The 23,401-nt window shown below is 60.8% G+C and carries 19 protein-coding genes, 2 tRNA genes and 3 rRNA genes; 11 read left to right on the forward strand and 13 right to left on the reverse strand.

Translation table 11 applies throughout. The annotated features are described in order from the left end of the window. The first annotated feature begins 20 nt into the window (after nt 1-20). Nucleotides 21-866: a 23S rRNA (adenine(2030)-N(6))-methyltransferase RlmJ gene (locus QFZ94_RS25200; RefSeq protein ID WP_368586689.1), complete on the forward strand. Its 846-nt coding sequence runs from the start codon at nt 21-23 to the stop codon at nt 864-866. Nucleotides 867-944: 78 nt separating this feature from the next. On the opposite strand, the gene QFZ94_RS25205 is transcribed toward QFZ94_RS25200, so the two are convergent. The 4 genes from QFZ94_RS25205 to cueR all read right to left on the reverse strand — a co-directional run bounded on the left by QFZ94_RS25205 (nt 945) and on the right by cueR (nt 3,674). Then, nucleotides 945-1,985: an ABC transporter substrate-binding protein gene (locus tag QFZ94_RS25205; protein WP_429460350.1), complete on the reverse strand. Its 1,041-nt coding sequence runs from the start codon at nt 1,983-1,985 to the stop codon at nt 945-947. Between the two features lie 220 nt (nt 1,986-2,205). Next, nucleotides 2,206-2,556 (reverse strand): hypothetical protein, encoded by a 351-nt coding sequence (locus QFZ94_RS25210; RefSeq protein WP_429460352.1) that lies wholly within the window; start codon nt 2,554-2,556, stop codon nt 2,206-2,208. 245 nt (nt 2,557-2,801) lie between these two features. Then, the gene (locus tag QFZ94_RS25215; RefSeq protein ID WP_429460354.1) at nt 2,802-2,948 is read right to left on the reverse strand and encodes a DUF3563 family protein; all 147 of its coding nucleotides are present in this window, start codon (nt 2,946-2,948) and stop codon (nt 2,802-2,804) included. A gap of 303 nt (nt 2,949-3,251) precedes the next feature. Beyond that, on the reverse strand, nt 3,252-3,674 hold the full coding sequence (cueR, locus tag QFZ94_RS25220; RefSeq protein WP_368586686.1) for a Cu(I)-responsive transcriptional regulator: 423 nt from the start codon (nt 3,672-3,674) through the stop codon (nt 3,252-3,254). A gap of 131 nt (nt 3,675-3,805) precedes the next feature. Between cueR and QFZ94_RS25225 the strand changes: the two genes are divergently transcribed. Together QFZ94_RS25225 and QFZ94_RS25230 are read left to right on the forward strand one after the other, a co-directional pair. Beyond that, nucleotides 3,806-4,009: a heavy-metal-associated domain-containing protein gene (locus tag QFZ94_RS25225; protein WP_429460356.1), complete on the forward strand. Its 204-nt coding sequence runs from the start codon at nt 3,806-3,808 to the stop codon at nt 4,007-4,009. 11 nt (nt 4,010-4,020) lie between these two features. Beyond that, entirely contained in the window at nt 4,021-4,944 is a 924-nt protein-coding gene (locus QFZ94_RS25230; protein WP_410851667.1) for a dTDP-4-dehydrorhamnose reductase family protein, read from the forward strand. Nucleotides 4,945-5,083: 139 nt separating this feature from the next. Here QFZ94_RS25230 and rrf read toward each other — a convergent pair. The 6 genes from rrf to QFZ94_RS25260 all read right to left on the reverse strand — a co-directional run bounded on the left by rrf (nt 5,084) and on the right by QFZ94_RS25260 (nt 11,999). Further along, nucleotides 5,084-5,197 (reverse strand): 5S ribosomal RNA (gene rrf / locus QFZ94_RS25235). Nucleotides 5,198-5,422: 225 nt separating this feature from the next. After that, nucleotides 5,423-8,302: ribosomal RNA gene (locus QFZ94_RS25240) — 23S ribosomal RNA — on the reverse strand. Nucleotides 8,303-8,593: 291 nt separating this feature from the next. After that, a tRNA-Ala gene (locus QFZ94_RS25245) sits at nt 8,594-8,669 on the reverse strand. Nucleotides 8,670-8,726: 57 nt separating this feature from the next. Further along, nucleotides 8,727-8,803: transfer RNA gene (locus tag QFZ94_RS25250), tRNA-Ile, on the reverse strand. Between the two features lie 78 nt (nt 8,804-8,881). Further along, nucleotides 8,882-10,414, reverse strand: a 16S ribosomal RNA gene (locus tag QFZ94_RS25255). The 16S, 23S and 5S rRNA genes sit together here with 2 tRNA genes alongside, the layout of an rRNA operon. A gap of 469 nt (nt 10,415-10,883) precedes the next feature. Then, a complete protein-coding gene (locus tag QFZ94_RS25260; protein ID WP_429461920.1) occupies nt 10,884-11,999 on the reverse strand; it encodes an AI-2E family transporter in 1,116 nt (371 codons plus the stop codon). A 271-nt stretch (nt 12,000-12,270) separates the two neighbouring features. On the opposite strand from QFZ94_RS25260, the gene QFZ94_RS25265 reads away from it, so the two are divergent. From QFZ94_RS25265 to QFZ94_RS25280, 4 genes are all read left to right on the forward strand, one after another. Then, the gene (locus tag QFZ94_RS25265) at nt 12,271-13,485 is read left to right on the forward strand and encodes a DUF2863 family protein (RefSeq protein WP_410850505.1); all 1,215 of its coding nucleotides are present in this window, start codon (nt 12,271-12,273) and stop codon (nt 13,483-13,485) included. A 213-nt stretch (nt 13,486-13,698) separates the two neighbouring features. Next, complete coding sequence (locus QFZ94_RS25270) at nt 13,699-14,580, forward strand: response regulator transcription factor (protein WP_368587064.1); 882 nt, start codon at nt 13,699-13,701, stop codon at nt 14,578-14,580. A gap of 127 nt (nt 14,581-14,707) precedes the next feature. Further along, a complete protein-coding gene (locus tag QFZ94_RS25275; RefSeq protein WP_368587067.1) occupies nt 14,708-15,382 on the forward strand; it encodes an energy-coupling factor ABC transporter permease in 675 nt (224 codons plus the stop codon). A 174-nt stretch (nt 15,383-15,556) separates the two neighbouring features. Beyond that, nucleotides 15,557-16,171, forward strand: a complete 615-nt coding sequence (locus QFZ94_RS25280) for a BspC domain-containing protein (protein ID WP_429460360.1) — start codon at nt 15,557-15,559, stop codon at nt 16,169-16,171. 113 nt (nt 16,172-16,284) lie between these two features. Here QFZ94_RS25280 and QFZ94_RS25285 read toward each other — a convergent pair whose 3' ends face one another. Then, nucleotides 16,285-17,451 carry a M14 family metallopeptidase gene (locus QFZ94_RS25285; protein ID WP_429460362.1) on the reverse strand — a complete coding sequence of 389 codons (1,167 nt, stop codon included), beginning with the start codon at nt 17,449-17,451 and terminating at the stop codon, nt 16,285-16,287. A 51-nt stretch (nt 17,452-17,502) separates the two neighbouring features. After that, on the reverse strand, nt 17,503-18,285 hold the full coding sequence (yaaA, locus tag QFZ94_RS25290; protein ID WP_368587061.1) for a peroxide stress protein YaaA: 783 nt from the start codon (nt 18,283-18,285) through the stop codon (nt 17,503-17,505). Between the two features lie 57 nt (nt 18,286-18,342). Here yaaA and QFZ94_RS25295 point away from each other — a divergent pair, with 57 nt between their 5' ends. After that, nucleotides 18,343-18,849: a putative toxin-antitoxin system toxin component, PIN family gene (locus QFZ94_RS25295; protein ID WP_429460364.1), complete on the forward strand. Its 507-nt coding sequence runs from the start codon at nt 18,343-18,345 to the stop codon at nt 18,847-18,849. A 139-nt stretch (nt 18,850-18,988) separates the two neighbouring features. After that, entirely contained in the window at nt 18,989-20,161 is a 1,173-nt protein-coding gene (locus QFZ94_RS25300) for a pyridoxal phosphate-dependent aminotransferase (protein WP_368587059.1), read from the forward strand. Nucleotides 20,162-20,270: 109 nt separating this feature from the next. On the opposite strand, the gene QFZ94_RS25305 is transcribed toward QFZ94_RS25300, so the two are convergent. Then, the gene (locus QFZ94_RS25305; RefSeq protein WP_429460366.1) at nt 20,271-20,918 is read right to left on the reverse strand and encodes a glutathione S-transferase family protein; all 648 of its coding nucleotides are present in this window, start codon (nt 20,916-20,918) and stop codon (nt 20,271-20,273) included. Nucleotides 20,919-21,045: 127 nt separating this feature from the next. Here QFZ94_RS25305 and QFZ94_RS25310 point away from each other — a divergent pair, with 127 nt between their 5' ends. Both QFZ94_RS25310 and QFZ94_RS25315 read left to right on the forward strand, forming a co-directional pair. Then, complete coding sequence (locus tag QFZ94_RS25310; RefSeq protein ID WP_429460368.1) at nt 21,046-22,602, forward strand: 3-hydroxyacyl-CoA dehydrogenase; 1,557 nt, start codon at nt 21,046-21,048, stop codon at nt 22,600-22,602. Next, the gene (locus QFZ94_RS25315) at nt 22,599-23,387 is read left to right on the forward strand and encodes an oxepin-CoA hydrolase, alternative type (protein ID WP_429460370.1); all 789 of its coding nucleotides are present in this window, start codon (nt 22,599-22,601) and stop codon (nt 23,385-23,387) included. The genes QFZ94_RS25310 and QFZ94_RS25315 overlap by 4 nt, the downstream gene beginning before the upstream one ends. The last annotated feature ends 14 nt before the right edge of the window (nt 23,388-23,401 follow it).

Below are 23,401 nucleotides of genomic sequence, written 5' to 3' on the forward strand. Positions count from 1 at the left end.
TCTCTTAGCGTCCTCTCATCATGCTCAGCTACCGCCACGCCTTTCATGCCGGCAATCACGCCGACGTTCTGAAACACGCCGTCGTGTTGCAGCTCCTGCGCTACCTTGGCCAGAAGGACAAGGCCTACTGGTATATCGACACGCACGCGGGCGCCGGCGTCTACTCGCTGAAGGAAGGCTACGCGACGAAAACCGGCGAGTTCGAGACGGGTATCGCAAAACTGTGGGGCCGCAACGATCTGCCGCCGCTGTTCGCCGACTATGTCGACGAAGTCAGCGCGCTCAATGCGGATGGCCAGTTGCATTTCTATCCGGGCTCGCCGTATCTGGCGTGGCGACAGTTGCGCGCGCAGGATCGTATGCGGCTATTCGAATTGCACAGCACCGAAATCGATGTGCTGCGCCACAACTTTCGCGACGCGGGTCGCCGCGCGATGCTGTACGCGGGCGACGGCTTCGACGGCATTCTCGCGCTGTTGCCGCCGGCGCCGCGTCGCGCGCTGATCCTGCTCGACCCGTCGTATGAAGACAAGCGCGATTATGGACGCACGCTGCGCTGCGTCGAGGAAAGTCTGAAGCGGTTTCCGACCGGCACGTATGCGGTCTGGTATCCACAGGTCAAGCGCCCCGAGTCGCAGCGCTTCCCCGATCAGCTCAAGCAGTTGCAGAAGGACAACTGGCTGCACGTCAGCCTGACCGTCAGCAATCCGCCGGAAGACGGCTATGGGCTGTTCGGTAGCGGCATGTTCATCCTGAACCCGCCGTATACGCTTGCGAAGATGCTGAAGGATCAGATGCCATGGCTCGTCAAGACGCTCGGCGAGGACAAGGCTGCGACGTTCAAGATCGAATATCGCGGCAATTGAACGCGACGAGCGGCGCTTGAGCGGATTGCGCGTGCGGTCTGCAGTTGCCTGCCCGCGCAACCCGATCTGCGCTCAGGTTCACTTCAACTGCGCGGCTGCCTTGCTCGCGAACTGGTTCGTATAGGTCGCACTCAGTTCGATCTTCTTCGGATCGAGCCGGGTGTCGAACGACGACAACGCGCGCAGCGCCGTCGCCGGCCCATCCGCGGGCATCAGTCCGTCCGGCGAATACGCATCGCGCACATTGTGAAAGGCGTCGAGATAAAGCGTCGGGTCGCCCAACAGATAGGCTTGCGGCACCATCTTCAACAGATCGGCATCGCTCGCGGTCTGCAGCCAATGATTGGCGCGCACGATCGCATTGGTCAGCGCCTGCGTCGTCTTCGGATTTTTCTGGATGAAGCTTTCGGGCGCGTAAAGCGTTGCCGCAGGCATCGTACCGCCGAATACCTCCTGCGTGCCTTTGACCGTACGCGTATCCACCAGCACCTTAATTGCGCCGCTACGCGTGAGCTTGGTCATCATTGGATCGACATTGGATAGTGCGTCGATCTGCCCACTGCCCACCGCGGCCAGCACCGTCGCGCCGCTGCCGACGCCGATCGCCGAAATGTCGCTGCGCTGCACGCCGGCCTTGCGCAACGCAACGGTGAGCACGAGATCCGTCGACGAACCCGGTGCGCTCACGCCGACCTTCGCGCCTTTGAAGTCCGCGAGCGACTTGATCTGATCGGCCTTCGACTTCACCACGCCGATCACGATCTGCGGGGCTCGACCCATCAACACGAACGCGCGATAGTGCTGCCCCTTCGCCTGCATGAACAGCGTGTGCTCGAACGCGCCCGCGCCGACTTCGGCGCTGCCGCCCACCACCGCTTCGAGCGCCTTGGAGCCGCCCGCGAAATCTTCGAGCGTGACGTTCAGGCCTTCGTCCTTGAAGTAGCCGAGCTGCTGCGCGGCGAGGACCGGTAGATAGTAGAGGCCGGGTAAGCCGCCGACGGCCATCGTCAGTGCCGGCATTTCCGGCGCGTCCTTCGCGAATCCGGCACCCGGCAGCGTAGCCAGCGCGAGCAGCATCAGGCAGGCGCGCGTCGCACGCTGCATCCAGTGATTAGGCATGGTGACGTCTCCTTGAGTTTTCCGTTCGAAGCGGTGACGCGGGGCGCAGCCGGGATCCAAGCTCACGGCGACGAGGCGCGCAACGATTGTCGTCGGACGGTTTCATGGACGCCATGCGCCCAAACCCGAATGGGATTTTCGGGGGCGAAGGAAGCTGGCGTATTGGGGAGAAGCGAGACGCGTTAGCAGCGTCGCCGACGATCTGTCGCGCCCTCGCTGCCTATTGCGGAAACGGCACCGGGCGAGGCATCGGCCGCGGCGGCACGCCACCACCCGCCGGCAACTGGATATACGGCGCGACGACGAACGGCGGCGGCGATTCTACAGGCAGCTCGACCGGTGCCGCGATCGGCGGCGCGGAGACGATCGGCTCGGGCGCAGGCGGGGAGTTCAACAGTACGGTACCGCTCTGGCCATTATTGATGCCGCCAAGCGTATCGAGAATCACGGGAGGACGCTCGTAATCGGACACCGCATATGCGTCCGACGCGGCGCAGAGGGTGGCGAGCGTCGCCGTGGCGGCCGCGGCCATCACGGATCGGAAAGTTTGCAGCGAACGGACGGAGGACATGGGCGGCCCGATTGGTTATGAATACCGTCTTGCGCGAAAAACGTCCTACATTACCGCGGCCCGCGATACGAAGCTAGTCGATATTCGCCATGAGCAGCCTTCTCGCGACGATCGCTCGAAAAACGCCGAAGGCACGCGTTTTCGATGTCCAGATGCGACAAAGCCCCGCTTCGACGGGGCTCGACATTGGTACAGCAATGGCTGCGCAAAAGCAGGCGCCGCCGGGTCAAACTCGAAGCGGAAACTCAGCGCGAATAGCCCTTGGTTTCGAGCGAACGGATGCGCTGTTCGAGCTGGACGATATCCGACGACGATGCGAGATATGCCTCACGACGGCTACGTTCCGCGGTTTCGAACCAGGTGCTCAGCTTCTCAAGAATGAATGCAAACATGACGTTCTCCAAGGATCAGATCGAATCCCCGGTGATTTGACATCAGGGATTACCCCTAAAAGGGTTAACCCGCATTATAGTCCTGAGGTGCAACCTGACCAGTGAAATGCTCGCATGACGTGCATTCCGATTTGGAATGACGCACCGATCGGGTGCTCTGAGAGCGCTGATTTTATTGAGATTGATCGGTACGCTCGGCGCGAACATCATTGCCCCGATTTACAACGCACACTTTCGGTGCGCAATTCGCGGCTAAGTCAAATCCGCAGACTGGGTTGCAACTCTCTCTCCTCGATCCACCGGCTAAAGCGGGTGGCAACCTTGTCCCGAAACAAGGTCGGTGTCCGCTAGTCGCTCAATAATCGGACAATCTGGCCGCTCATCGCCGTTGCAATGATCGGCCAGATGCGCGAGGGTGTCGCGCATGTCCGTCAGCTCGGCGATTCGGCGATCGAGTTCTGCGACATGTTCGAGCGCGATCCGTTTTACTTCGGCGCTTGCACGCGAGCGGTCGTGCCATAGAGCAAGCAGTCGCCGGATATCTTCGACCAGAAATCCGAGCCGGCGCGCTTGGCGGATAAAACGGAGAGAATGTACTTCCTGCGGGCCATAGACGCGATAGCCGGCGCTGGTGCGCGCCTTCGCGGTCAATAGGCCGACGCTTTCGTAGTAGCGGATCATCTTTGCCGTAACGCCCGAGGCGCGGGCCGCTTCGCCGATGTTCATGACTGTTCCCAAGTTGCGACTGAACTCGAATCGATCCTACACCTTCCCGTCGTGGGAAGGTCAGCTAGCCAAACACGAAACGGCAGGCATAATCCTGCTATTCGCGATCCGATTCCGCCGAGGTCTTTGCAATGACAATCGAACTCCATGTAGAAGGCATGAGCTGCCAGCACTGTGTCGCCGCCGTCACGAACGCGATTCGCGAGCACGACGCCGCTGCGCAGGTTCAGGTGGATCTCGCAAGCGGCCGCGTGGTCGTGGAGTCGGCACAACCGATCGAGGAGCTGAAGGCCGCGATTGACGAAGCCGGATACACGGTCACGTCTCCGCGCTGAGGGTGCCGGGCATGTTCAAGGTTGCCGTAATCGGTGGTTCCGGGCTGCTCGGGCGCGCGCTCAACGACGAACTCGCTGGCCAGGCTGATTGGCACATCGTCTCCACTGCATTTAGCCGGCCGTCTCCGCAAATGGTCGAGTTGGACGTTCGCGATAGCCTTGCGGTCGGGCGTTTCATCGACCACGTGGCGCCGGATGCCGTCGTGATCGCAGCTGCGGAGCGCCGACCGGACGTATGCGAGCGCGATCCGGTACATGCTCATGCATTGAACGTTGATGCCGTGCGCACGATCGCCCGAGCGGCGAATCGACGCGGCGCGTGGACGCTGTCGATCTCAACCGACTACGTCTTCGACGGCAAGCAACCACCCTATTGTCACGACAGCACACCTGCGCCACTGAACGCGTATGGACATAGCAAGCTTGAAGGTGAACGAGCGCTAATCGAAACGGCCGAGCACGGATGCGTGCTGCGTCTGCCGCTTCTGTATGGGCCGATTGTGAAGTGGTCGGAGTCGGCCGTGACCAGCCTTGTGCCGGCGATCGTGGCGTCGGCAGCGCCGGACAGCCAAGCTGCAAAGATGGACGCTTGGGCGATCCGCTATCCTACGTTCACGCCTGATGTCGCGGTCGTGATCCGACAGATGCTCGAGCGACACGCGCGCGGCGAAACGATTTCCGGCATCGTGCAATGGTCGGGCGACGAGCCCATGAACAAATATGAGATCGCCATGCGCCTGGCAGAAGCATTGCAACTCCGCGCGCAATTGACGCCGCAGCACACGCCCACCGATGCGACGCCGCGCCCTCACAACTGCCATTTGGCATCGAGCCGTCTGGAGGCACTTGGAGTCGGCCAACGCACACCTTTCGATACCGCGATCCGGCAGGTGCTAGCCGCGTTTCCACGGCGGGGAACGGCGACTCCCGTTTGAGCTCGCGTGCTTGCGCACGGACAGCGAAGCAGGAGCCTAATAGCAGGTCGAATTTCACGGAGACCTCATCTCTGACGATTTCGGCCGCGTAAACGCAAAAACCCCACCGCTGGGGGTGGGGTTTCTGGCTTGTGGGGGAGCCTGACGATTACCTACTTTCACACGGGCAATCCGCACTATCATCGGCGTGGAGTCGTTTCACGGTCCTGTTCGGGATGGGAAGGGGTGGGACCGACTCGCTATGGTCATCAGGCATGACGGGTTGCTGCGTCGCTGTCAGGTTGGGGTCAACCTGGCGCCACAGCCAATCGGGAAGAAGCGTAAAGGATTCGTGTGTGGGTTGTGTTGTTTCTGGCGCAACACTGATCTCTCAACCGTGTGGGCTGGTGACTCCTGCGGGAGTTCCAGCGCATCCCTTTCGGGGATCGGACAGTCGCAAGCGCTAAAGCGCTAACTCATGTCGAAACACACCTGTTATAGGATCAAGCCTTACGGGCAATTAGTATCAGTTAGCTCAGTACATTACTGTACGTGCACACCTGACCTATCAACGTCCTGGTCTTGAACGACCCTTCAAGGGGCTCAAAGCCCCGGGGATATCTCATCTTAAGGCGAGTTTCCCGCTTAGATGCTTTCAGCGGTTATCTCTTCCGAACATAGCTACCCGGCGATGCCACTGGCGTGACAACCGGTACACCAGAGGTTCGTCCACTCCGGTCCTCTCGTACTAGGAGCAGCCCCCTTCAAATATCCAGCGCCCACGGCAGATAGGGACCAAACTGTCTCACGACGTTTTAAACCCAGCTCACGTACCTCTTTAAATGGCGAACAGCCATACCCTTGGGACCGGCTACAGCCCCAGGATGAGATGAGCCGACATCGAGGTGCCAAACACCGCCGTCGATATGAACTCTTGGGCGGTATCAGCCTGTTATCCCCAGAGTACCTTTTATCCGTTGAGCGATGGCCCTTCCATACAGAACCACCGGATCACTATGACCTGCTTTCGCACCTGTTCGACTTGTCAGTCTCACAGTCAAGCACGCTTATGCCATTGCACTATCAGCACGATTTCCGACCGTACCTAGCGTACCTTCGTACTCCTCCGTTACACTTTGGGAGGAGACCGCCCCAGTCAAACTGCCTACCATGCACTGTCCCCGATCCGGATCACGGACCAAGGTTAGAACCTCAAACAGATCAGGGTGGTATTTCAAGGACGGCTCCACGCAGACTGGCGTCCACGCTTCATAGCCTCCCACCTATCCTACACAGACCGGTTCAAAGTCCAATGCAAAGCTACAGTAAAGGTTCATGGGGTCTTTCCGTCTAGCCGCGGGGAGATTGCATCATCACAAACACTTCAACTTCGCTGAGTCTCGGGAGGAGACAGTGTGGCCATCGTTACGCCATTCGTGCAGGTCGGAACTTACCCGACAAGGAATTTCGCTACCTTAGGACCGTTATAGTTACGGCCGCCGTTTACCGGGACTTCAATCAGGAGCTTGCACCCCATCATTTAATCTTCCGGCACCGGGCAGGCGTCACACCCTATACGTCCACTTTCGTGTTTGCAGAGTGCTGTGTTTTTATTAAACAGTCGCAGCCACCAGTTTATTGCAACCCCTTCACCCTTCTGGCGCAGGCCAGTCAAGCTACCGGGGCGTACCTTATCCCGAAGTTACGGTACCAATTTGCCGAGTTCCTTCTCCCGAGTTCTCTCAAGCGCCTTAGAATACTCATCTCGCCCACCTGTGTCGGTTTGCGGTACGGTCACTGTGAAACTGAAGCTTAGAGGCTTTTCCTGGAACCCCTTCCAGTTGCTTCGCTTCCGAAGAAGCTCGCGCCACACCCTTGAGTCCTGTGCCCGGATTTGCCAGGGCACCCTCTCCAATGCAGCGACCGGGACTTCCAACACCCGGACAACCTTCCGCGATCCGTCCCCCCATCGCATTTCACAATGGTGCAGAAATATTAATCTGCTTCCCATCAGCTACGCATTTCTGCCTCGCCTTAGGGGCCGACTCACCCTACGCCGATGAACGTTGCGTAGGAAACCTTGGGCTTACGGCGAGGGGGCCTTTCACCCCCTTTATCGCTACTCATGTCAGCATTCGCACTTCCGATACCTCCAGCACACTTTCCAGTGCACCTTCGCAGGCTTACGGAACGCTCTCCTACCATGCACATAAATGTGCATCCGCAGCTTCGGTATATGGCTTAGCCCCGTTACATCTTCCGCGCAGGACGACTCGATCAGTGAGCTATTACGCTTTCTTTAAAGGGTGGCTGCTTCTAAGCCAACCTCCTGACTGTTTTAGCCTTCCCACTTCGTTTCCCACTTAGCCATATTTGGGGACCTTAGCTGGCGGTCTGGGTTGTTTCCCTCTTGACACCGGACGTTAGCACCCGATGTCTGTCTCCCGTGATTGCACTCTTCGGTATTCGGAGTTTGCTATGGCGAAGTAATCCGCAATGGACCCCACAACCATGACAGTGCTCTACCCCCGAAGGTGATACACGAGGCACTACCTAAATAGTTTTCGGAGAGAACCAGCTATTTCCAGGTTTGTTTAGCCTTTCACCCCTATCCACAGCTCATCCCCTAACTTTTCAACGTTAGTGGGTTCGGTCCTCCAGCACGTGTTACCGTGCCTTCAACCTGGCCATGGATAGATCACCTGGTTTCGGGTCTACACCCAGCGACTGGACGCCCTGTTCGGACTCGCTTTCGCTACGCCTGCCCTAATCGGTTAAGCTCGCCACTGAATGTAAGTCGCTGACCCATTATACAAAAGGTACGCCGTCACCCCTTGCGAGGCTCCGACTGTTTGTATGCATGCGGTTTCAGGATCTGTTTCACTCCCCTCCCGGGGTTCTTTTCGCCTTTCCCTCACGGTACTGGTTCACTATCGGTCGATCACGAGTATTTAGCCTTGGAGGATGGTCCCCCCATCTTCAGACAGGATTTCACGTGTCCCGCCCTACTTGTCGTACACCCAGTTCTTTCACAATGTTTTCGCCTACGGGGCTATCACCCGCTATGGCCGCACTTTCCAGAGCGTTCGGCTAACACTGCAAATAAAGAGTACAGGCTGATCCCATTTCGCTCGCCACTACTTTGGGAATCTCGGTTGATTTCTTTTCCTGCGGTTACTTAGATGTTTCAGTTCACCGCGTTCGCTTCACGCAGCCTATGGATTCAGCTACGGATACTCCATTAGGAGTGGGTTTCCCCATTCGGACATCTCCGGATCAAAGCTTGTTTGCCAGCTCCCCGGAGCTTTTCGCAGGCTACCGCGTCCTTCATCGCCTGTGATCGCCAAGGCATTCACCACATGCACTTGTTCGCTTGACCCTATAACGGGTGTGTCTCAGTTCAGACGCACGCGCTACAGGTTGAGTATTCGTGTTGCGCCGTATTCCAAAGCGATCTCTCGATCACTTATAAAATACATCGATACAATCACAACCCTGATTCACCTACTCACGCACCCATCTCCAGGTCCGCTTTCGTGAATCTCTTTACTACTTCTTCCTGATTGTTAAAGAACGACAGCCGATCATGAGTTGCCTCACATCGCGCTGACTGGCTCAATCGCCAATGCGCAACGCTCTGCATGTGTGCAGAACCCTGCGCATTGAGGATTGGTGGAGGATGACGGGATCGAACCGACGACCCCCTGCTTGCAAAGCAGGTGCTCTCCCAGCTGAGCTAATCCCCCAGTCATACAGCACACACTCCAGAGGGGCTCACCCGACCAGCTCACCAGACAAGACAGTGGTGGGTCTGGATGGATTCGAACCATCGACCCCCGCCTTATCAAGACGGTGCTCTAACCGACTGAGCTACAGACCCCTGAGTCTGTCTGCGTTGCTTCTCTAAACCACAGCCGATAAGCGTGAGCACTTGAATGCACTGAATGCATAGCTCTGGAAAGGAGGTGATCCAGCCGCACCTTCCGATACGGCTACCTTGTTACGACTTCACCCCAGTCATGAATCCTACCGTGGTGACCGTCCTCCTTGCGGTTAGACTAGCCACTTCTGGTAAAACCCACTCCCATGGTGTGACGGGCGGTGTGTACAAGACCCGGGAACGTATTCACCGCGGCATGCTGATCCGCGATTACTAGCGATTCCAGCTTCACGCACTCGAGTTGCAGAGTGCGATCCGGACTACGATCGGTTTTCTGGGATTGGCTCCACCTCGCGGCTTGGCAACCCTCTGTTCCGACCATTGTATGACGTGTGAAGCCCTACCCATAAGGGCCATGAGGACTTGACGTCATCCCCACCTTCCTCCGGTTTGTCACCGGCAGTCTCCCTGGAGTGCTCTTGCGTAGCAACTAGGGACAAGGGTTGCGCTCGTTGCGGGACTTAACCCAACATCTCACGACACGAGCTGACGACAGCCATGCAGCACCTGTGTGATGGCTCCCTTTCGGGCACTCCCGCCTCTCAGCAGGATTCCATCCATGTCAAGGGTAGGTAAGGTTTTTCGCGTTGCATCGAATTAATCCACATCATCCACCGCTTGTGCGGGTCCCCGTCAATTCCTTTGAGTTTTAATCTTGCGACCGTACTCCCCAGGCGGTCAACTTCACGCGTTAGCTACGTTACCAAGCCAATGAAGGCCCGACAACCAGTTGACATCGTTTAGGGCGTGGACTACCAGGGTATCTAATCCTGTTTGCTCCCCACGCTTTCGTGCATGAGCGTCAGTATTGGCCCAGGGGGCTGCCTTCGCCATCGGTGTTCCTCCACATCTCTACGCATTTCACTGCTACACGTGGAATTCCACCCCCCTCTGCCATACTCCAGCGCTGCAGTCACCAATGCAGTTCCCAGGTTAAGCCCGGGGATTTCACATCGGTCTTACAGCACCGCCTGCGCACGCTTTACGCCCAGTAATTCCGATTAACGCTCGCACCCTACGTATTACCGCGGCTGCTGGCACGTAGTTAGCCGGTGCTTATTCTTCCGGTACCGTCATCCCTCATGGATATTAGCCACGAGGTTTTCTTTCCGGACAAAAGTGCTTTACAACCCGAAGGCCTTCTTCACACACGCGGCATTGCTGGATCAGGCTTGCGCCCATTGTCCAAAATTCCCCACTGCTGCCTCCCGTAGGAGTCTGGGCCGTGTCTCAGTCCCAGTGTGGCTGGTCGTCCTCTCAGACCAGCTACAGATCGTCGGCTTGGTAGGCCTTTACCCCACCAACTACCTAATCTGCCATCGGCCGCCCCTTGAGCGCGAGGTCCCGAAAGATCCCCCGCTTTCCTCCACAGAGCGTATGCGGTATTAATCCGGCTTTCGCCGGGCTATCCCCCACTCCAGGACACGTTCCGATGTATTACTCACCCGTTCGCCACTCGCCACCAGACCGAAGTCCGTGCTGCCGTTCGACTTGCATGTGTAAGGCATGCCGCCAGCGTTCAATCTGAGCCAGGATCAAACTCTTCAGTTCAAACCTGTTACTGTTTTCGGTTTCGTCAGAAACCGGTCGCTCACTCAACGTACTGACGATGATCAATCCGTCTTTCGACAGATAAACCTTCCTCTAATACTGTGTGAGGCTTTCTGATACTTTTTGCCTTGCAGCAGATCCACAAGAATCCGCCGCCGCATTCCGCATCAAGCGCCCACACTTATCGGCTGTTAGTTTTTAAAGATCGATCCGCCCAACCCGCCGCGCCTGAACCACCACTACCCGGCACCGCTTCGTTTGCGTCGCTGCGTCTGCAGCAGAGAAACGAGATTATGGAGAACTTCCACCGGATCGTCAACAGGTTTTTATCACTTGCTTAACCTGCCACGCCGCTGAAGCCCTCGCCATAAAGGCTTCCCGCTTCCCCGCGCTCCGGTATCCGGAGCACGAAAGAGCGGAATTCTAGTCGCCACGGCCAGAACTTGCAAGTGAAATCTAGGGTTTTCCCTTAAGGGGTCTTTCCCACACGGCCCGGATCGTCTATCGCCGGCGTTTTTACTTCTGGCGCCGCCGTCTGCGCGGCGGATGCCCCGATCGTCCAATCATGCAGCACGGTATGAGCGACCGCCAACAACGTTGGGCCGATGAAAACGCCAAGGAAACCAAACGCAAACGCGCCGCCGAGGATGCCAAGCATGACCAGAATCAGGGGCATATCGCTGTTCTTGCCAATCAGGATCGGCTTGATGACGTTGTCGGCCATGCCGACTACCAGCAGACCCCATATAACCAGAAAAATCGCCCATCCAGTCGCCCCCCCCTGATAGAGCCAGATCGCTGCCGGCAACCAGACAACGACTGGACCGCCCGGTATCACCGACAGAAAGAACGTCACGAGCCCGAGCAACGCCGGCGCCGGCACGGCCGCCATCCAGAAACCGAATCCCGCGAGAACCCCCTGCACCAGGGCCGTACCAAGAATTCCGTAGACCACACCCTTCACGGTGCTGCCCGCCAGCGCCAGCAGATACTCGGCACGCTCGCCGGCGACTCGACGCATGCCAGCGTTCAGCCACGCGGCCGCACCCTCGCCCCCGGTATAAAAGAAGAACGCAAGCACGATGCTCAACGCGAGGAGCCCCAGCCCATGCGTCACCGCCAGCGCCGCCGCGAGAATCCACTTGCCAGCCGGCGCGGCGAGCGTGCGCAACTGCGCAATCAGCTCAGAATTGCTACTGGTCAAGCGCTCCCAAAAAGCTTCGATGCTCGAACCAACCAGCGGAATCCGCTGCACCCACGGCGGCAGATCGGGCAACCCCGACTCGAACAGTCTTTGCACCAGCGCGACGATCTCGTGAACATGGGTACCGAACGCGAAACCCGCATAGACGAACGGCCCGAGCACCACGACCAGGATGATCAGCACGATCAAGGTCGCGGCCAGCTTGCGCCGGCCCCCAACCACGCCAGTGAGTCGCCGGTAGAGTCCCCAGGAGCTGTAGCTGAGGATGGCGCCCCACAGCAGCGCGGTCGTAAATGGCGCCAGCACCAGCAACGACCCACCTACGAGCACAATTAACGCGAATACCGCGGCTAGTCGCTCGATTAGTTGGTCCGATTTCACGATGGATCTCCTATTGCACCAGACGTGGCGATGAAATGGCACACGCCCGTCAGGCGCCCGCTAAACGCCGTAAGTATAGAAGCGAGTCGGGTATCCGGGGTGTTGAATCCCATCCGGCCAGAGCGTTATCAGTCGCGTGCGTCGTGCCAGTGGCGAACGCATTTTTTGAGACGAAAGAACTCGAATCTGCCTCAAGATTGCCGACCAAGCCATATAGCTGCCTGGAAAAGACTAGAATATAAGGTTCCGTGCCCCCAATTTTTCTGGATTTATGCGCTCGCGAATCGCCAAACGTCTCCCTCCCGACGCCGACAAGCTCGTCGGTCTCTCGCTCGCGCTTTTCGCGTCGGGCAGCCGTACCGAAGATCGCTTCTGGGAAGCGAAGCTCGACGCGCTGCTGGCCAAAATTGTGCGCAACGCCAACCAGACTACGCTGGACGCCGCGCTCGACCATCTGCAGCAAAACCATCCGGATGCCTACGGCGCGCTCGCCGACATGGCGGAAACGCATAGCGAATCGTTCGTCATCGAACACGAAGGCGTGTCGTACGAAGCGCTGCTGATCGCGGCTCCCGTACTCGCCTGGACCCGCTACGTGATCCCGTCCGGCCCGCTCAAGTCGGACGCCGCCGACGCCCTGCGCGCACATCTGCAAGCGCACGTGCTCGCCGCCAACACGCGCGTGGCAATGGCTCCGTTCCTGTACAGCATCGACCAGTTGCCGCGCCATCACGTCGAAACGTGGCGCATCGCTCAGCAACTTGCGCAAGCCGCGGTCAGCGGCGGCAACGCGAAGCTCAATTTCGGAGAACTGCCGGAGACCTCGCCGATTCTGGCGGACCCGCGCTTTCTGCTTGCCGTAGTCGCCGCGCCCGTCGGCGAAGCGACGTTCCGCTGGCAGGAAGAAGAGCACGGCACGCGGATCGAACGCGGCCAATGTCTCGAGCAATGGGCCACGCAAGGCGGCGCGAACCTGTCGGTCGTGCTGCCGGGCTGCGAATTCGAATGTCTGCTGCCCGATGCTTACTACTCGGCCTGCCGCGACGCCGACGAGAGTGTGCGTCCTCACACCGTGCGTACCGCCGTGCGTTATCTTTTCGACACGATTGGCGCGGCGCCGCAGGATCTGCGCGCGGTGGTCGCCGGCTTCGGTGAACGGCGCATCGACGAGTACCGCGTCGGCTTCACCCGCAAGGGCAGCAACGAGGTGATTTATGGTGTCGTGTGGCCGCTCTACGGCCGCGAAAACGGCGAGGCCGGCATCGACGAGGAGCCGGAAGAAGTCACCGGCTCGGACGAGCCGCTCGAAGAAATCGTCGCGCTGCTGAAGGAAACCGGCATCACGGATGTGCGCCGCCACGCAGGCCGCTTCGAGCCGGAATACTGCGACGACTGCGGCGTGCCGCTGTATGCGGACCCGCTCGGCGAAATCGTCCACGCGGAAATGCCCGAGGATGCCGAGCCCGCGCAACCGCATTTCCACTAACCCCGACGTCGACATCCACGCCTTATCGCAAAAAGCCCCGTATAGACGGGGCTTTTTTCGTTGAATGTCCGCTTTTCTTATGCCTTTTGGACAGCCGTCAAAACGGAGGGAATTTGTCATCATAGGCACGGTGACGCATCGCCGTGATCGAGACAGCTTAACGAGTCCCTCAGATGCGTCGCGCCATTTCGCCCGACACATCTGGAGACATGCATGCGCTTCGCGATTCTCAATTCAAATGCAGAACGACGTGATGGACTCAAAGCCTTGCTGCGGCAGATCGACCGGCTGGCACGCTTCACCGAGGCCGACGAATGGCGTCTGCTCGAACGTCCGTTCAAGCGTTATCGGCCCGATCTCGTCGTGATCGACTGGGAGGACTGGATGTCGGTTGCACAAGTTCGCGCGCTGCTCAGCCACTTTCCCGACTTGCGCATCAGCGTGCTCACCGACGGGACCTTGCCAGCGCTCGTGCGTGCGCTAATGGACGAGGGTGTGCTCGGCGTCGTTCCACGCGACACCGATCCCTGCCTGATCGTGCGCGCATTGGAAATGGTGCTGCTCGGCGGTCACTACGTGCCGCCCGGCGCGCTGGCGATCGATCCGCCGCTGCCGACCGACACCACGATCCGTACGTTCGATGAAGAAAGTCCGCCGCCCCGCCGCAACAAACTCTCGAGCGGGCTGTCGCCGCGGCAAGAGCAGATCATGCGCTGCGTGCACATGGGCAGCACCAACAAGATGATCGCACGCACGCTCGGCATTAGCGAAGGCACGGTCAAGATCCACCTGACGAGCATATTCCAGCAACTCGGGGCGCCCAATCGCGCCGCCGCGGTCGCGCTTTACAACGGCTGGCTCACGAATCATTTGCAAGTGCTGCGCAACAACGGCGAGCACAGCGCGCGGCCGGTCATACGCGGGCAGCCCGGCCCGGTTCCGCTCCGGCGACGCCAACGCGCGCGCTTCCAGTATCCGTTGCCCGGCAGCGACGCCAGCGCCGCGCTGCCGATGGCCGCGGAGCCCGCCACGTCGTACAGTGAAACGCCACACGGCTGGCCCGCGCGCAAGTCGGTCAGGCCGGACTCCGCATGACGCGGGTCGCGCCGCGCAAATGGGTTAGAACATCCGCATGCCCGCAGCGGCATGCGCGCAGCGTCGCGGGTGAGCTGGCATGGAATCCGCTCACACCTTTTGTCGTCCAACGAGTAATATGAGACACATGGGTTTCCTCTACACACCGCTTCCGTTCTGGGTCGCTGTCGGTGGCTGGACTGCCACCGCGATGGTGATCGCGCTCGCGCTGTGGAAAAATCCTTTCAAAAGACTTCAGGACGGCACGCTCCAGCATGTCTGGCTCGCGATAATCGTCGCGGTGTCTGTGCTGTGGGCGAGCAACGCCTGGCTGGACGACGGCACCGTGATGCACCTGCTCGGCGCCACACTCGTCGTCACGCTATTCGACTGGGGGCTCGCCCTGATCGCGATGGCACTGGTCACGGGCCTCGCCGCCGTCGTCTTCGATGCACCGTGGCAAGGCATTGCGCTGACGTTCCTCGTGTACGGCGCCCTGCCCGTCGCCGTCTCCACCTTGCTCCAGCGCCTCTGCACCGCGTGGCTCCCGCGCAACCTTTTCATGTTCATCTTCGGCCAGGGCTTCGTTTCGCCCGCCATCGCCGTGTCCTTCACCGCCGCGGCTGCGCTCGGCATCCATATCGCAGTGTCCGGCGGCTCGATGACCGTGGTGCCAGTCGGCTACGCGCTCAGCGTGCTGCTGCTCGCCACCGGCGAAGCATGGTTCACCGGCATGGCGACCGCGCTGATCGCGGTCTACCGTCCGGCGTGGGTTACCACCTACGACGTCCGGCGCTATCGTCTGGGCGGCCCGCGCACCTGAGAATGCGCGCTTTGGCGTCGCGTGCGGCGGATCTGTGATAATCAGCGCCTCTTCGCTGGAGACTTTCCGGGCGCGCCCATCAGGACAAGACAGAATATTTGCTGCAACATTGAACTCAACCCTTGCGCGGGGCATCTTATTTGCCTCATCTCCCATTTGCGTCTAAAGAACTAGATGGATCGCACCAATGTACCGAGCCGGTTGCTGCGGGTGATCGGCCGGGTGGCAGCCTGCGCAGCGAGTCTCTCGCTCATCTGGGCGGCTCCCGCATTCGCTGATCAGCTCGAACAGCACAACGACCTCGTCAAAAGATTTATCACCGAAATGCACGCGGATCCGCTCGTCGCGGACTGCGCCGCCCACGGCGACTTCGTCGCCAGCACATCGACCGCGTTCGACCACGTCGAATTTCCGTCCAGTTCGTTCGACAGCGCGCACTCCTCCGTCACGCCGTGGAACGACTCGTTCGACGAAGGCAAGCAGCGCGTCAAGGTGGACAGCATCGTCACCGTCGAAGGCGTCGGTGTGCGCCAGAACAACTCGGGCGAGCCCGCCGATCTGAAATTCCGCTGCGGCTACGTGGGATCGCAAATGCTCGCGTTCAGCTGGAACGACCCGGTACCGCCGAACCGCGCGCGCAGCGAGGGATCGGGCAAGCACAAAAGCGGCAAAGGCAAGCACGCGGTCGGCGGCAAGACGCCGAAGAAGTCGTCGAAGTCAGGCTCGGGCCAATCGTCGCGCACGACGTCGAGCAAATCGGCAAACAAGAACTCGAAGAAGAAGAGCTAACTGCATCTGGCGCTGATCGAGTCGCGCCACCGTCCGATCAGTCGCCCCAATAAAAAACGAGGCACGCACTTTTCCCGTGCGTGTCTCGTTTTTTTGTCCAGCCGTCCGCTGCTTCAGGCGAACGTCTCCACATGACGCAGAATCGCCTGCAACATTGCGGCGCCAAGCGACGCGCTGCGCTCTCCGTTCCAGCCCACGCGCTCGTCGGGCAGATTCGCGTTGTCCTTGAACGGCATTTCCAACGTCAACGACAGACAGCCGAATTGATTGCCAATGTACTTCGACGCAAGCTTCAACGCATCCTCTCGATACTTGCTCGCCGCATAGCCATACTTGTCCTGAAAATCCGGACTCGCGTGCTTGAACGCCTCGATGAACGCCTTCTGCTCGCGCCCCTGCCGCTCGGTAAAGCCCGGCAGCATTTCGGAGCCCGCGACGAACACATACGGCAAAGCTTCGTCGCCGTGAATATCGAAGAACAGGTCGCAGCCTGCCGCGTGGATCGCGTCGCGCACCACCAGCACCTCGGGACTGCGCGCGGCGTCCGGCTCCATCCATTCGCGATTCAGGTTCGCGCCGGCCGCGTTGGTGCGCAGATTGCCGCGCACGCTGCCGTCCGGATTCATGTTCGGCACGATGTGGAACACCGCGTGATCGTACAGCTTGCGCGCGACCGGGTCGCCCGCCCAGTCTCCCCAGCCCACGAGCCGCTTCACCAACCCCTCGATGAACCACTCGGCCATCGTCTCGCCCGGATGCTGGCGCGCGATCAGCCAGATGTTCTTTTTGGGCACGGCGTTGGCGGCATCGTCCGCGGGCGGCGTGCCGAGCGTGAGCAGCGAAATCGGCCGCCCTTCGACCGTCTTGCCGAGCTCGGTCAGCGACGCGTGCGGCATCTGCTGCACGGCGCCGAGAAACTCGGCATGACGCTCCTCGCTGTACGGTTCGAAGTACGCGTAGTAGATGCTGTCGAATTCGGGCGTATGGTCGATCGTCAGCACGCGGCCGTCGTACGAGGTCGGCACGCGAAACCAGTTCACGCGGTCATAGCTCGCGACTGCCCGATAGTCGCGCCAGCCCTCCGCGAACGCGCACGCGGCGGCGTTCTCGAAGCTCATCACGCAGCGCTCGCCCGCCGCGCCCGACAGGCGGAAATAGAACCACTGCGCGAACTCGGCGTGGCTGTCGGGCCGCACGCGCAGGCGAATATGGCCGGCGTCCTCGCAGGACAGCACATCGATTGCGCCTGCGTCGAAATTGCTCGTAATCGATAAGGTCATCAGAGTCTTCCCTGCCTGATTGCACGCTGTCTTGTTAGCGCAGCGGCATGCTCATTCCGCAACGCGGCGGCGAAATACGAAAGTGGAGTCGTTCGAAGCTTCAGCGCTGAACGCGTAGCCTTCGGTGTCGAAGTCCTTCAGCTGCTCGGGACGATCGACGCGGTTTTCCACCGCGAAGCGCGCCATCAAGCCACGCGCACGTTTTGCATGGAAGCTGATGATCTTGTAGCGGCCGCCCTTCCAGTCTTCGAACACCGGCGTGACCACCGGCGCGTCGAGCAGCTTCGGCTTGACCGATTTGAAGTATTCGCTCGACGCGCAATTGACCAGCACGCGCGAGGTGGCCGCATTCTTCTTCAACTGCGCGTTCAACGCGTGCGTGATCCGCTCGCCCCAGAACGCGTAGAGATCCTTGCCGCGCGGATTGACGAAGCGCGTGCCCATTTCGAGCCGGTAAGGCTGCAGCAGATCAAGCGGACGCAGCAGGCCATAGAGGCCCGACAGCACGCGCACATGATTCTGCGCATAGTCGAGATCGGTCGACGACAACGACTTCGCATCGAAACCTTCATACACGTCGCCATTGAAAGCGAGCACCGCCTGCTTGGCGTTGTGCGTGCCGAATTGCGGCGACCAGTCCGCGTAACGCTGGAAATTGAGGTGCGCGAGCTGATCGGAAATGCTCATCAGCGAAGCGATCTGTTGCGGCGACAAACGGCGCAGGCCGCTGATCAGTTCGGCGGCGTCATCGACGAAATCGGGGATCGTGTGCTTTTTGACGTGCGGCGGGGTGTCGTAGTCGAGCGATTTCGCCGGCGACAGAACGATTATCATAGAGGCTTGCAGGCACGCCGTGCCTGGCGGTCAAAGACGAAAGCCCGATTGTAACGAATGCCCGGTTCCCTCGCCTCAAGCGGCGCGTTGCGCGTCGTACTCGATTCCAATGTGTGGATCGATATTCTCGTATTCGACGACCCGCACACGCGGCCGATCGCCGCCGCGCTCGAAAGCGGCGCGCTTATTGCGCTAATCGACGCGCGTTGCCTCGCCGAGCTCGCCTACGTGCTCGACTATCCGCAGTTCGCGCATCGCAACGTCGACAAAGCGGCTGCGCTCGCGGTCGTCGCGCGGCTGGCGCAACTGGTCGAACCGCCTGAGCCGACCGGGTCCAGCGATAACGCCCGGCCGCTGCCCCAATGCAAGGATCGCGACGACCAGAAGTTTCTCGAGCTCGCGCATGCGGCAGGGGCCGACTGGCTCGTGTCGAAAGACCGCGCGGTGTTGAAGCTCGCGAAACGCATCGCGCGCGATTTCAGCTTCAGGATCGCACAGCCGGCACCGTTCGCCGCGGAAGCCCGCATCGTGCAGAATGCTGGGGGCGAGGCCGTCAGCGCGTGAATCCGGCCGCCCGTAGGTGACACCCGCAGCGCGCACAGCGTGTCGCCATTCCCTACAATCAGGCTTCGCCCTTCGCAACGACAGTTCGAGAATCCCGGACAGATCAGGCCCACCTTATCGCCCCGCTACCTACGACGCCATGAACGCACCGCACGACACGCCCACGAGCCCCACGTTTCCGTCTCGCCTGCCGAACGTCGGCACGACGATTTTCACCGTGATGAGCGCGCTCGCCGCAGAAAAGGGCGCGGTCAATCTGGGTCAGGGCTTTCCCGACTTCGCCTGCGATCCGCGCATCGTCGACGCGGTCGCGAACGCGATGCGCGACGGCCACAACCAATATCCACCGATGGCCGGCGTACTGCCGCTGCGTCAGGCGATTTCGGACAAGATCGCGAATCTGTACGGCCGCCGCTACGACGCGAACAGCGAAATTACCGTGACCGCGGGCGCCACGCAGGCGTTGCTGACCGCGATTCTTTGCACGGTCCATGCGGGCGACGAAGTGATCGTGATCGAACCGACCTACGACAGCTATCTGCCGTCGATCGAACTGGCTGGCGGCAAGCCGGTCTTCGTCACGCTCGACGCACCCGACTACGCGATCCCGTTCGACAAGCTCGCCGCCGCGATCACGCCGAAGACGCGGCTCATCATGATCAACACGCCGCACAATCCGACCGGCACGGTGTGGCGCGAACAGGATATGCGCAAGCTCGAGGAGATCGTGCGCGGCACCAACGTGCTGATTTTGTCCGACGAGGTGTACGAGCACATGGTCTACGACGGCGCGCCGCATGAAAGCGTCGCCCGTTATCCGGAACTCGCGCAGCGCAGCTTCGTCGTGTCGAGCTTCGGCAAGACCTACCACGTGACCGGCTGGAAAGTCGGCTATGTGGCCGCGCCCGCCGCGCTGACCGCCGAGTTCCGCAAGGTGCACCAGTTCAACGTATTCACCGTCAACACGCCGATGCAGATCGGCCTTGCGGATTACATGAAGGACCCGGCGCCGTATGTCGAGCTACCGGCGTTCTATCAGCGCAAGCGCGACTTCTTCCGCGCTGGCCTCACGAATTCGCGCTTCCGGTTGCTGCCGTGCACGGGCACGTATTTTCAGTGCGTCGACTATTCGGCGATCAGTGACCTGCCTGAAGCCGAATTCGCGCAATGGCTGACCGGCGAGATCGGCGTCGCGGCGATTCCGGTCTCGGCGTTCTATCACGAGGCTCACGAATCGGGCGTCGTGCGCTTCTGCTTCGCCAAGCAGGAAGGCACGCTCGCTACCGCGCTCGAACGGCTCACGCGGCTCTAGGATGTCTTGCGCGATGCCACGAACGAACCTGCGTTCCTTGCCATCGCGCTCTGCGGCATGGGTGTGTCCTTGGCACCCATGCGCGCTTCACGACATCGCGGTCATACCCTCAGGACGCACGCGACGCCGCGACACAGGCCTTGCGATCCTCGCTCACGCGCTGCGCAGCCGGCCGCGCGTTGATCGTCTTCACGTAGCTCTTCCAGTCGATCCCCGCTTCGAGCAGAAAATCGCGGCCGTAAATCGTCCGCGTCGCCATGCCGACGAGCGGCAGGCTCACGTAACCGGCGGTATCCGCGACGCTGAATTGCTCGCCGCACAGATACGGCGCGAACTTCGCGATCCGCCTGAAGCCCGCGATGTGATGCGTGAGCAGCTTCTCGACGCGCCCTTTCGTCGCGTCGCTGACCGTGCCGCCGAAAAATGCTTCCTTGTACAGATTGCGCACCGTCAGTTCGAGATGCACATCGACGAAGAAGATCATTTCGCGCTCCTTGGCGGCCTGCCACGGATCGGCGGAGAAGATTCGCTTGTCGGGAAAACGCGCGGCCAGGTATTCGACGATGCACTGCGACTCGCACAGATCGCCGTGCTCGGTCTGCAGATATGGCACCTTGCCGAGCGGCGAATGCTCCAACAGCGCTTCGTCCTGGCTCGGCTTCACGAGATGCTCCTCGAACTCGATGCCATGCTCGAGCAACACGAACTTGACCTTGTTGTAGTAGTTGGAAAGTGCGAAACCGCACAGTTTGATCATCGGGTGTCTCCTTATGTCATGGTGTGTGAGACCGCGCGTCGAGGTTGAAGCAGCGGCTTTCCATCGAATCATCCAAGAAACTGCACGATCGTGCTATTCTAAAATTACCGTGGAGTCGGGCATCTCAATGAACTCTCGCAATTTCAGCATCGAGACCATCGGCATCGTCGGCACTGGCGCGATGGGCCGCGGGATCGCGCAGATCGCGGCGCTCGCTGGCCTGCGTGTGCGGCTCTACGACACCAACGCGGCCGCCGTCGGCGCCGCGCGCGACTATCTCGCGGAGACTTTCGCCACATTGACGGCCAAAGGCAAGCTCGAGCAGTCGCGCTCGCTCGCCGCGCTCGCCAACGTCAGCGGCGTGCAGGCGGTGAGCGAACTGGTCGGCTGCGATCTGATCGTCGAGGCAATCGTCGAAAAGCTCGAGATGAAGCAGGACCTGTTTCGCGAGCTCGAAACCGTGGTCAGCGGCCGCTGCATCCTCGCGTCGAATACGTCGTCGCTGTCGATCACCGCGATTGCCGCGGGCTGCACCGATCCGTCGCGCGTGGTCGGCTATCACTTCTTCAATCCGGTGCCGCTGATGAAGGTCGTCGAAGTCATCGACGGCCTGCGCAGCGACCCCGAGGCCGGTGACGCGCTGATGGATCTCGCGCGCCGCATGGGCCATACGCCGGTGCGCGCGAAGGACATGCCCGGCTTCATCGTCAATCACGCGGGCCGTGGCATGAATACCGAGGGTTTGCGCGTGGCGAGCGAAGGTGTCGCGAGCTTTGCGGATATCGACCGCATCATGCGCGAGCAGGCCGGCTTTCGCCTCGGACCGTTCGAGCTGCTGGACCTGACCGCGCTCGACGTGTCGCATCCGGTGATGGAGTCGATCTATCACCAGTTCTACGAAGAACCGCGCTATACGCCGTCGCCGATTACGGGCACGCGGCTGTCGGCCGGACTGCTCGGCCGCAAGAGCGGCGAAGGTTTTTATCGCTACGTGGACGGCCAACAACAGGTTCCCGCCGAAGCACCCGCGCCGGCCACGCTGCCGCAAAGCGTGTGGGTCAGCCAGCGCTATCGCGGCGCGTATCAGGCCGTCGTGCAACTGGTCGGCAAAGCGGGCGTGAAGCTCGACGAAGGCGCGACGCCTGCGGCCGGTTCACTGATCGTCGTCACGCCGTTCGGCCACGACGCGACCACGGCCGCGGTCGACGAAGCGCTCGACGCGAGCCGCGTGGTCGCCGTCGACGCGCTGTTCCCGCTCGTCGGCGCGCAACGCCGCACGCTGATGACCACGCCCGCCACGACACGCGCCGCGCGCGATAGCGCGCATGCGCTGTTCGCCGCCGACGGCATCCCCGTCACAGTGATCCGCGATTCGACCGGCTTCGTCGCGCAGCGGGTGGTCGCGACGATCGTCAACATCGGCTGCGACATCGCGCAAAAACAGATTGCAACGCCAGAGGACATCGACCTCGCCGTGATGCTCGGTCTCGGCTATCCGCGCGGACCGCTCGCGCTCGGCGATGCACTCGGCGCCACCACCATTCTCACGATCCTGCGCAACATGCACAGCGTGCTCGGCGAACCGCGCTATCGGCCGTCGCCGTGGCTCGCAAGACGCGCGCAACTCGGCCTCTCGCTCACCCAGCGAGACGCCGCCGACATTCGAACGGAGACCCCATCATGAGCGCCGCCCTGCTCGCTTCACGCCCCGCCAGCAGCGAATCCACGCTGGTCCTCACGCTCTCGAACCCCGGTGCGCGCAACGCGCTGCATCCGGATATGTACGCAGCCGGCATCGAGGCATTCGATACCGTCGAGCGCGATCCGTCGATTCGCGCCGTCGTGATCACCGGCGCCGACGACTTCTTCTGCGCGGGCGGCAACCTGAACCGGCTGCTCGAAAATCGCGCGAAAGATCCGTCCGTGCAGGCCGATAGCATCGACATGCTCGCGCAATGGATTTCGGCGCTGCGGCTGTCGTCGAAGCCGGTGATTGCCGCGGTGGAAGGCGCGGCGGCCGGCGCGGGGTTTTCGCTCGCGCTCGCCTGTGATCTGATCGTCGCCGCGGACAACGCGAAGTTCGCGATGTCCTACGCGCGCGTCGGCTTGACGCCCGACGGCGGCGGCTCGTGGTTCCTCGCGCAGTCGCTGCCGCGTCAGCTGGCCACCGAGGTACTGATCGAAGCCAAGCCGATCGGCGCCACGCGTCTGCACGAACTCGGCGTCGTCAACCGGCTCACCAAAGCCGGCGCCGCGCTCGATAACGCGCTCGCATGGGCCGATGAGCTCGGCGCGATCTCGCCCAATTCGGTCGCGCGCATCAAAGGGCTGATCGCCGCGGCCGGCACGCAGCCGCTCGCGGATCACCTGGTCGCCGAGCGCGATAACTTCGTCGCGTCGCTGCATCATCGCGACGGTCTCGAAGGCATCAGCGCGTTCCTCGAAAAGCGCGCGCCGATTTACAAATAAGCGACGAGAGAGCC

The sequence above is a fragment of the Paraburkholderia sp. JPY465 genome (assembly GCF_050436725.1).
GTDB classification, from domain to species: domain Bacteria; phylum Pseudomonadota; class Gammaproteobacteria; order Burkholderiales; family Burkholderiaceae; genus Paraburkholderia; species Paraburkholderia youngii.

What these genes read in the sequence shown, in the direction of transcription:
- QFZ94_RS25200 (WP_368586689.1), top strand. Translation starts at nt 21, where the DNA reads ATGCTCAGCTACCGCCACGCCTTTCATGCCGGCAATCACGCCGACGTT.
- QFZ94_RS25205 (WP_429460350.1), bottom strand. Translation starts at nt 1,985, where the DNA reads ATGCCTAATCACTGGATGCAGCGTGCGACGCGCGCCTGCCTGATGCTG.
- QFZ94_RS25210 (WP_429460352.1), bottom strand. Translation starts at nt 2,556, where the DNA reads ATGTCCTCCGTCCGTTCGCTGCAAACTTTCCGATCCGTGATGGCCGCG.
- QFZ94_RS25215 (WP_429460354.1), bottom strand. Translation starts at nt 2,948, where the DNA reads ATGTTTGCATTCATTCTTGAGAAGCTGAGCACCTGGTTCGAAACCGCG.
- cueR (WP_368586686.1), bottom strand. Translation starts at nt 3,674, where the DNA reads ATGAACATCGGCGAAGCGGCCCGCGCCTCGGGCGTTACGGCAAAGATG.
- QFZ94_RS25225 (WP_429460356.1), top strand. Translation starts at nt 3,806, where the DNA reads ATGACAATCGAACTCCATGTAGAAGGCATGAGCTGCCAGCACTGTGTC.
- QFZ94_RS25230 (WP_410851667.1), top strand. Translation starts at nt 4,021, where the DNA reads ATGTTCAAGGTTGCCGTAATCGGTGGTTCCGGGCTGCTCGGGCGCGCG.
- QFZ94_RS25265 (WP_410850505.1), top strand. Translation starts at nt 12,271, where the DNA reads ATGCGCTCGCGAATCGCCAAACGTCTCCCTCCCGACGCCGACAAGCTC.
- QFZ94_RS25270 (WP_368587064.1), top strand. Translation starts at nt 13,699, where the DNA reads ATGCGCTTCGCGATTCTCAATTCAAATGCAGAACGACGTGATGGACTC.
- QFZ94_RS25275 (WP_368587067.1), top strand. Translation starts at nt 14,708, where the DNA reads ATGGGTTTCCTCTACACACCGCTTCCGTTCTGGGTCGCTGTCGGTGGC.
- QFZ94_RS25280 (WP_429460360.1), top strand. Translation starts at nt 15,557, where the DNA reads ATGGATCGCACCAATGTACCGAGCCGGTTGCTGCGGGTGATCGGCCGG.
- QFZ94_RS25285 (WP_429460362.1), bottom strand. Translation starts at nt 17,451, where the DNA reads ATGACCTTATCGATTACGAGCAATTTCGACGCAGGCGCAATCGATGTG.
- yaaA (WP_368587061.1), bottom strand. Translation starts at nt 18,285, where the DNA reads ATGATAATCGTTCTGTCGCCGGCGAAATCGCTCGACTACGACACCCCG.
- QFZ94_RS25295 (WP_429460364.1), top strand. Translation starts at nt 18,343, where the DNA reads ATGCCCGGTTCCCTCGCCTCAAGCGGCGCGTTGCGCGTCGTACTCGAT.
- QFZ94_RS25300 (WP_368587059.1), top strand. Translation starts at nt 18,989, where the DNA reads ATGAACGCACCGCACGACACGCCCACGAGCCCCACGTTTCCGTCTCGC.
- QFZ94_RS25305 (WP_429460366.1), bottom strand. Translation starts at nt 20,918, where the DNA reads ATGATCAAACTGTGCGGTTTCGCACTTTCCAACTACTACAACAAGGTC.
- QFZ94_RS25310 (WP_429460368.1), top strand. Translation starts at nt 21,046, where the DNA reads ATGAACTCTCGCAATTTCAGCATCGAGACCATCGGCATCGTCGGCACT.
- QFZ94_RS25315 (WP_429460370.1), top strand. Translation starts at nt 22,599, where the DNA reads ATGAGCGCCGCCCTGCTCGCTTCACGCCCCGCCAGCAGCGAATCCACG.